Here is a 5,907-nt window from a genome sequence, read left to right as displayed (position 1 = left end):
GATGGGTGGGACTGTAATTGTCCTACCTGATCTTGTAGTATGAGCCATGAACATCGAGACGCCCAAAGGCACTGTGCAAATCCTTGAACCCGGACTGGGGCTGCTCCGCAGCATCCGCGATCTGATGCCCTTCGGCGCGCTCCAGTTTACCGAGCCTCAGAACAGGGCAAGATACGGCCTCGTCATGCAGTGCGGCGAGGATGAGGTTTTCTGCATCAAGCAACAGCCCGTGGAACTCGACCGGCAGGGAGCGGAACAATGGATGCAGATCCAGCACTGGATGATCGCCGAGGCTTACTGCCGCTACATCAAGCACGGTTTCTCCGGAGCCTACCTTGCCGCGGCGTATTTGCGCCAGCGCGACAACGGACTGTGGGAGTCTGGAGTGGCGCACTTCGTTTTCCCGTCTCCCACTGGAATCGAATCCCAGGAGTTCCCTTTCGAACACGGCTTCGACAATCGGTTCGGGCATGGCGCCACCACCATGTTCAAACACTTCGCCCAGGACTTCATGGCCGCGTTCAAGGAGTCATCCATCCAGCCGCCCAACTACTTCGGACTGGATGTTCGTCCCCGGATGCATCTGCAGGCCCTCGGCATGTACTTCATGGCTGTGGGCCAGCACATCGTCTGCCTTCGGCCAAGCCTGCGTGAGAAAGAGGATGCAGCTTGGGCAATTTTCGCCTCGGGCGGAGTGGACCGCATCTACCACCTGCCTTCCGTCCCCATGACAATCAAGAGGGATGACCTGAAGATCGCCAAGGGCTCGGCGGCTGACTTCGAGTGCTAGCGGCGATGCCACAGCACTGAATCAAAGACGGAAACGGCCGATGCTCATTCGCCCGCCCACTCCTTGACCATCTTCTTCTTGGGGCTGCAATCGATGACGGACGGGACCTCCACCGAATCGTTGCCCTTCAGCACCTTGTCGCCCTTGGTTTGAGAGATCGTGTTCACGCTCTTGATGCCCGCAAGCGTCTTGGAGCCTTCCAATATGGCGAGGTCATCACGGTAGAAATCAAACCATGGTAGTCCTGCCCTTTCGTATTCACGTGCGGTGACGGGCGTCTGCGGAGGGTTCTCACCGGTGATCTCCCTCCACATCAAGGCATCGCACAAGTGCACGAAGCACCTGCTCGTGTGCTCCAAGTCCCAATCTTCAGCCTTGTAGGGATCCTCAAAGATCTGCTGCTTCATCCGGCCGCCGGCACCAAGTCCCATGCCGGCATCCTCACAACAGCTCATTGAAAGGCTCATCGTTGCCACATCCCGATCGCTGGTGACCAGTTCACCCAGGATGTCGGCCAGGCGCTTTGGCAGCCGAGCTTTCAATTCCAAATCGAAGAATCGGGCAGCCTTCATCGGCACCGCCTGAATCTGCATGCCGCCAAACTCAGCCTTTCCGGAAAGCTGCTCCTCCACGGAATACCCGGCTCCAAGCGGCGTCGCCACGAACTGCCGGATTACCCCCTTCTCCACAGCAAACCCGTCCAGCCAGGGCTGTTCAGGCGTCACCACATAATCCTGCGGCTTGCGGTTGAGTCCCTGCTTCCAAGGTTCGCCGCTCACCGCGTTGATCTTCCCCGCAGCGATCTTGATGGCAAAGGGATACCCCCCGCTGAAGTTCAGCCACAGCGCTTCGGCTTGATACATCGGCATCACGACTCCGCCGCGCTCCAGCCACGACTTGGGCACCCGGTCCGCGAAGTCCTCAACGTGACGAAGGGGAAATCGGCCAAGACCTGGAGGCAGGTAGTAAGTGGTCTCGTCATCGGGAATGCGAAGTGTGCGCTGGAAGTCAATCTCCACGCGGCCCGGCTTGTTGTAGCCGTATGATTCCGTCTCACGCCTCACATGCTTGCGCAGCAGCTTTTCGATGTCTTGGTTGCTGAGTCCAACAACGACACGGCGAAGTTTCTCCTGAAACTCCGATGAACCTCCAAGGGCCTGCCTGGCTTCCAGGAACTGGTTGACGACCGTGACCCGGTCTTCCGTGAGAAACGATGGCAGGACACTCGCCACGTGAGCATCGAGCAGGTTCTCGATTTCAGCAGCGATGGAGGGGAACGAGATTCGTAGCGAGTCTTTCTGGATTTCAATCATGGCGTTTGGTTGGGTTGCAGTGTTCACCAGCTTCCATCCCGCACCTCGCGCACGAGGCGCAGGACGGCATGGTCTGGCAGGTTCTTGAGTTGTCGGATCAGGTCGGCAAAAAGGCGTGGGCGGGAGCGGATGATCGCCAGCAGATCGGAGGAAACCTTGCCCGCCATGGCCAGCAGGACATCGGGGTCCTCGGAGAGCTCGACAGCCAACTGGCGGATCACCCCCTCCCCTGGTGGCGGCTGTTCATCACGCTCGATCTTGCTGAGGTAAGAGGGTTCGATGCCCACTCGCTCGGCAACCTTACGCAGTGAGAACCCCCGGTCGGCCGCAACCTTGGACTCGCGGGATTCGCGGAGGAACTGACCAAATGTGATCGGTTTGGGCATGTGTGTAGTATTTACTACACACCCATCTCAAGTCAATCCACTTTCATCTCCGTCGAATTGACTCGCCGCGCAGTTCATGCCCCGCCTGCGCTACCGTGCTCCCAAATCTCCCTCTCGACTCGAAGAACACTTCCTGATGCTCTGGAAACAGGCGCGGGGGCCGGACTTGGAGAGAGAATACCGCTTCCATCACGAGCGGCGTTGGAGGGCCGATTTTGCGCAAATGGAAGCCCGTGTGCTGATTGAGATCGAGGGCGGCATCTGGGTGAACGGCCGCCACAATCGCGCCGCCGGTTTCAATGCCGACCTGGAGAAATACCTGGAGGCGAGTCTGGCTGGCTGGCGTGTGTTTCGCTTCGGCCCCGATCAGATCACCCTGGGAAACGTGGAACGCCTGGCGGCACTTGTGGCCGCAGCGATTCGTCCGAGCCACCCGCCAACTTTACACCACACGGAAATCTCAAAACATTGATTTTGAATCATTCCACCGACGCGCACGGTGAAAAAAGTGGAAAGCACAAATTCGCGTTTGCATGGAATTTGCGTGGTGGGGCGCCGACCCAAGGACACGAACGATCTCGGAAAGAGATTCCCTTGCACGGAGCAGCTCACATCGGCACGATTCAATTTGCGATACACAGCGCCCTCCACCACCTAACTGGCCAGGTTGACGATTTTTGGCGAACTCCGTAGGTGCTGATGAAACCACCCTTCATCACCATGCAAACCGCCAAAAACTCCCGTGAATCCGCCCTCAAAGGCGACGACCAGCTCGCCTTCGAGAACGGCACTTCCTTTGAAGAAGCCTGCTCCTACCAGAAAGCTCTCGACTGGTATGCAGAGGTGAAGCCTAAGGGCGGCCGTTGGGACATCAGCGCCAGCGCCGGACGCGTAGCGATACTCGTGGCCTTGGGTCGGGCAGCCGAGGCCGTCGAGATCGGCCAGCAGGCCCTTCAGCGCATGCAAAAGCCGAATCCTGAATTGCTTGGCGAAACCGCTCGCGCTTTGAATGAGGCAGGTTCACCACACGAGGCGCTACAGCTATGCCGCCGCTGGGTGCGGCATCCGGCGAACTGCCAACAACCAGCCTTGTGGCACTCCGGTGCGGCTTACGCGGCGCTTTGCGGCCAGTTCGAGCGCTCGCTGCGCTACCTCATTAGTTACCTACACTTCTGTGAAGGCAAACTGACCGCCGACATCCTGCTCGACCGTGATCTCGCCCCGTTGTGGCATCATTTGGAAAACGATACGCTGTCTCCCTTGGAAGTTCGTGCCTTGCAGCATGAGGTTTGGAAGAGCAGCCGCGAGGCGATTCGGCAAAAGCGTGGCGGCCTCAGCTTTGAAAGCTATGCACACGTTCCGCCCTCGCTGCGCTCTATCCTCCGCGTCCACACCCGCAGCATGAACTGGGTTCCGCATCGCCATACCCCGATCGCCCAGCGCACCGCCTTCGATGCCTGGTGCCAGGCTGTGCGGGACTCCTCGCTCGCCAGTCTCGATGCCGGGCGGCGCAAAGCACTTGCCATACAGCCCGCCACCAGCGGAGAATGCGCCCAATCTTGACCCATGCCTGCCTCCGTCCAACTCCGCATCACTGAAGGCATTGCCAAGGGCAAGGTCTTCACCTTCGCCGCACACGACACCTTCTTCCTTGGGCGGCATCCAGATTGCCAGGTGCATCTGCCGGAAGATGAATGCGTCTCGCGCCATCACTTCATCCTCGAAGCCTGCCCGCCCCAGGCCTGCGTGCGCGACCTTGGCAGCCGCAATGGCACTTACGTCAACGGGCGCAAAGTCGGTGGGCGGAAGGAAGGCGAATCACCCGAGGAAGGAGCACGCCGCGCCTATCCTGGGGTCACACTCAAGCACGGCGACCGCATTCAGGTGGGCGACACGGCCCTAGAAGTCCATGTCACGCAGGCGGAGAAGCAGGCCGGGCCACCACCCGCCGCTCCCGTGCCCAGCTTTGATGAACTCAATCCGCAGCAGCTTGCCGATCTCCTGCTCAAAGCCGCGAAGAAGGGCAAGGCACCACGGATTGATATTCCCGGCTATGTGATCGAGAAGGAACTGGGACGAGGCGGATTCGGAGTCGTCTTCCGCGCCCGCCGTATCGCCGATGACGTCACTGTAGCAATCAAGGTACTGCTGCCGCGTGTGGCCGTGAAGCCCGTCGAAATGGAAAAATTCCTGCGCGAGATGGCCGTCACCGCGCAGCTTCGTCATGCGAACATCGTCAAGCTGTTCGACCAGGGCCACTGCGAAGGCATCCCATGGTTCATCATGGAGTACTGCGAAGGCGGCAGCCTCTGGGACTTCATCATGAAGCATGGCGGCAAGCTCCCGCTCAAAGTCGCCCAGCCCATCATGCTCGCCGCGCTGGAGGGCCTGGCCCATGCGCACCAGTCCGGCATCGTTCATCGCGATCTCAAGCCAGCCAACATCCTGCTCGACCGTGGCATCGCCCGCGTCTCTGACTTCGGCCTCGCCAAAAACTTCCAGCAGGCTGGCATGAGCGGTCTCAGCGTCACCGGCAACTACGCCGGCACGCCGCTCTTCATGCCCCGCGAGCAGCTCATCAATTTCAAATACATGAAGCCTGTCTCCGATGTCTGGAGTATGGCCGCCACCTTCTACTTCATGCTCACCGGAACCGTTCCGTATCCCTTCACGGAGAAGCGTGATCCCATCGAGGTGATTTTGAATGAGCCCATTCTCCCGCTGGAAAATCGCGACAAATCACTGCCGCGCAACCTCTGCGCCTGCATCGACAAAGCGCTTTCGTTGAAGGCGACGGACCGCCACCCAACGGCGGGTGACTTTATGCGTTCGCTACGCTCAAGCCTCTAATCAGAAAGCACTGTGCCGACTGCCATGGAAGATGAATCTCCTGAAAGCGTGCCAGCAGAATGGCAGGTGGGTGACGTCATCCTGAATCGCTACGAAGTGCGTGATCGATTCGAAGGTGGTGGCATGGGCTTGGTTTACCGAGTCTACCACCGCGACTGGAACATGGAACTTGCTGTAAAAGCGCCTCGCGCGGAGTTTTTTCAGACCGACAGCCAGAAGAAAGACTTTGAGCGCGAAGCTGAAACTTGGGTGAATTTCGGTCTGCATCCACATATCGTCACCTGCTACTATGTGCGCCGCCTTGGCGGAATCCCATGTTTGTTTGCCGAGTTTATCGAGGGTGGATCGCTCGCTGATTGGATTAACGACGGTCGACTATATGCAGGAGACTCTAAAACTCGACTTTTGAGAGTGCTTGATATCGCGATTCAGATTGCGACTGCGCTCAATTCGTCACACACAAAGGGGGTGGTTCATCAAGATGTAAAACCAGCAAACGTCATGATGACGCCCGGTGGCACGGCCAAGCTGACGGATTTTGGTCTCGCGCGGGCACGTTCATTTTTAG

7 protein-coding genes are annotated in these 5,907 nt (G+C 58.7%); 5 read left to right on the top strand and 2 right to left on the bottom strand.

Annotated elements, in window-relative coordinates:
- Window positions 1–46 precede the first annotated feature (46 nt).
- Window positions 47–790, top strand: a complete 744-nt coding sequence (locus tag KDL09_RS21955; RefSeq protein ID WP_294389937.1) for a hypothetical protein — start codon at window positions 47–49, stop codon at window positions 788–790.
- 44 nt (window positions 791–834) lie between these two features.
- On the opposite strand, the gene KDL09_RS21950 is transcribed toward KDL09_RS21955, so the two are convergent.
- Together KDL09_RS21950 and KDL09_RS21945 are read right to left on the bottom strand one after the other, a co-directional pair.
- Complete coding sequence (locus tag KDL09_RS21950) at window positions 835–2,103, bottom strand: hypothetical protein (protein ID WP_294389936.1); 1,269 nt, start codon at window positions 2,101–2,103, stop codon at window positions 835–837.
- Window positions 2,104–2,126: 23 nt separating this feature from the next.
- Window positions 2,127–2,489 (bottom strand): helix-turn-helix transcriptional regulator, encoded by a 363-nt coding sequence (locus KDL09_RS21945; protein WP_294389935.1) that lies wholly within the window; start codon window positions 2,487–2,489, stop codon window positions 2,127–2,129.
- Between the two features lie 76 nt (window positions 2,490–2,565).
- Here KDL09_RS21945 and KDL09_RS21940 point away from each other — a divergent pair, with 76 nt between their 5' ends.
- The 4 genes from KDL09_RS21940 to KDL09_RS21925 form a co-directional block, all read left to right on the top strand.
- On the top strand, window positions 2,566–2,961 hold the full coding sequence (locus tag KDL09_RS21940; protein ID WP_294389931.1) for a DUF559 domain-containing protein: 396 nt from the start codon (window positions 2,566–2,568) through the stop codon (window positions 2,959–2,961).
- Window positions 2,962–3,209: 248 nt separating this feature from the next.
- Window positions 3,210–4,052 carry a hypothetical protein gene (locus KDL09_RS21935; RefSeq protein ID WP_294389929.1) on the top strand — a complete coding sequence of 281 codons (843 nt, stop codon included), beginning with the start codon at window positions 3,210–3,212 and terminating at the stop codon, window positions 4,050–4,052.
- Window positions 4,053–4,055: 3 nt separating this feature from the next.
- The gene (locus KDL09_RS21930; RefSeq protein WP_294389926.1) at window positions 4,056–5,339 is read left to right on the top strand and encodes an FHA domain-containing serine/threonine-protein kinase; all 1,284 of its coding nucleotides are present in this window, start codon (window positions 4,056–4,058) and stop codon (window positions 5,337–5,339) included.
- A 24-nt stretch (window positions 5,340–5,363) separates the two neighbouring features.
- Window positions 5,364–5,907, top strand: a 544-nt coding sequence (locus KDL09_RS21925; protein ID WP_294389923.1) for a serine/threonine-protein kinase, incomplete at its 3' end; no start/stop codon positions are given.

Source organism: Prosthecobacter sp. (assembly GCF_020439865.1).
GTDB lineage: Bacteria > Verrucomicrobiota > Verrucomicrobiia > Verrucomicrobiales > Verrucomicrobiaceae > Prosthecobacter.
The sequence above is the reverse complement of the archived record's forward strand: the minus strand, read 5'-3'. Positions and strand labels throughout refer to the sequence as shown.

Excerpts from the sequence above, each read along its gene's own strand:
- KDL09_RS21940 (WP_294389931.1), top strand. The coding sequence starts at position 2,566 with ATGCCCCGCCTGCGCTACCGTGCTCCCAAATCTCCCTCTCGACTCGAA.
- KDL09_RS21945 (WP_294389935.1), bottom strand. The coding sequence starts at position 2,489 with ATGCCCAAACCGATCACATTTGGTCAGTTCCTCCGCGAATCCCGCGAG.
- KDL09_RS21930 (WP_294389926.1), top strand. The coding sequence starts at position 4,056 with ATGCCTGCCTCCGTCCAACTCCGCATCACTGAAGGCATTGCCAAGGGC.
- KDL09_RS21950 (WP_294389936.1), bottom strand. The coding sequence starts at position 2,103 with ATGATTGAAATCCAGAAAGACTCGCTACGAATCTCGTTCCCCTCCATC.
- KDL09_RS21935 (WP_294389929.1), top strand. The coding sequence starts at position 3,210 with ATGCAAACCGCCAAAAACTCCCGTGAATCCGCCCTCAAAGGCGACGAC.
- KDL09_RS21955 (WP_294389937.1), top strand. The coding sequence starts at position 47 with ATGAACATCGAGACGCCCAAAGGCACTGTGCAAATCCTTGAACCCGGA.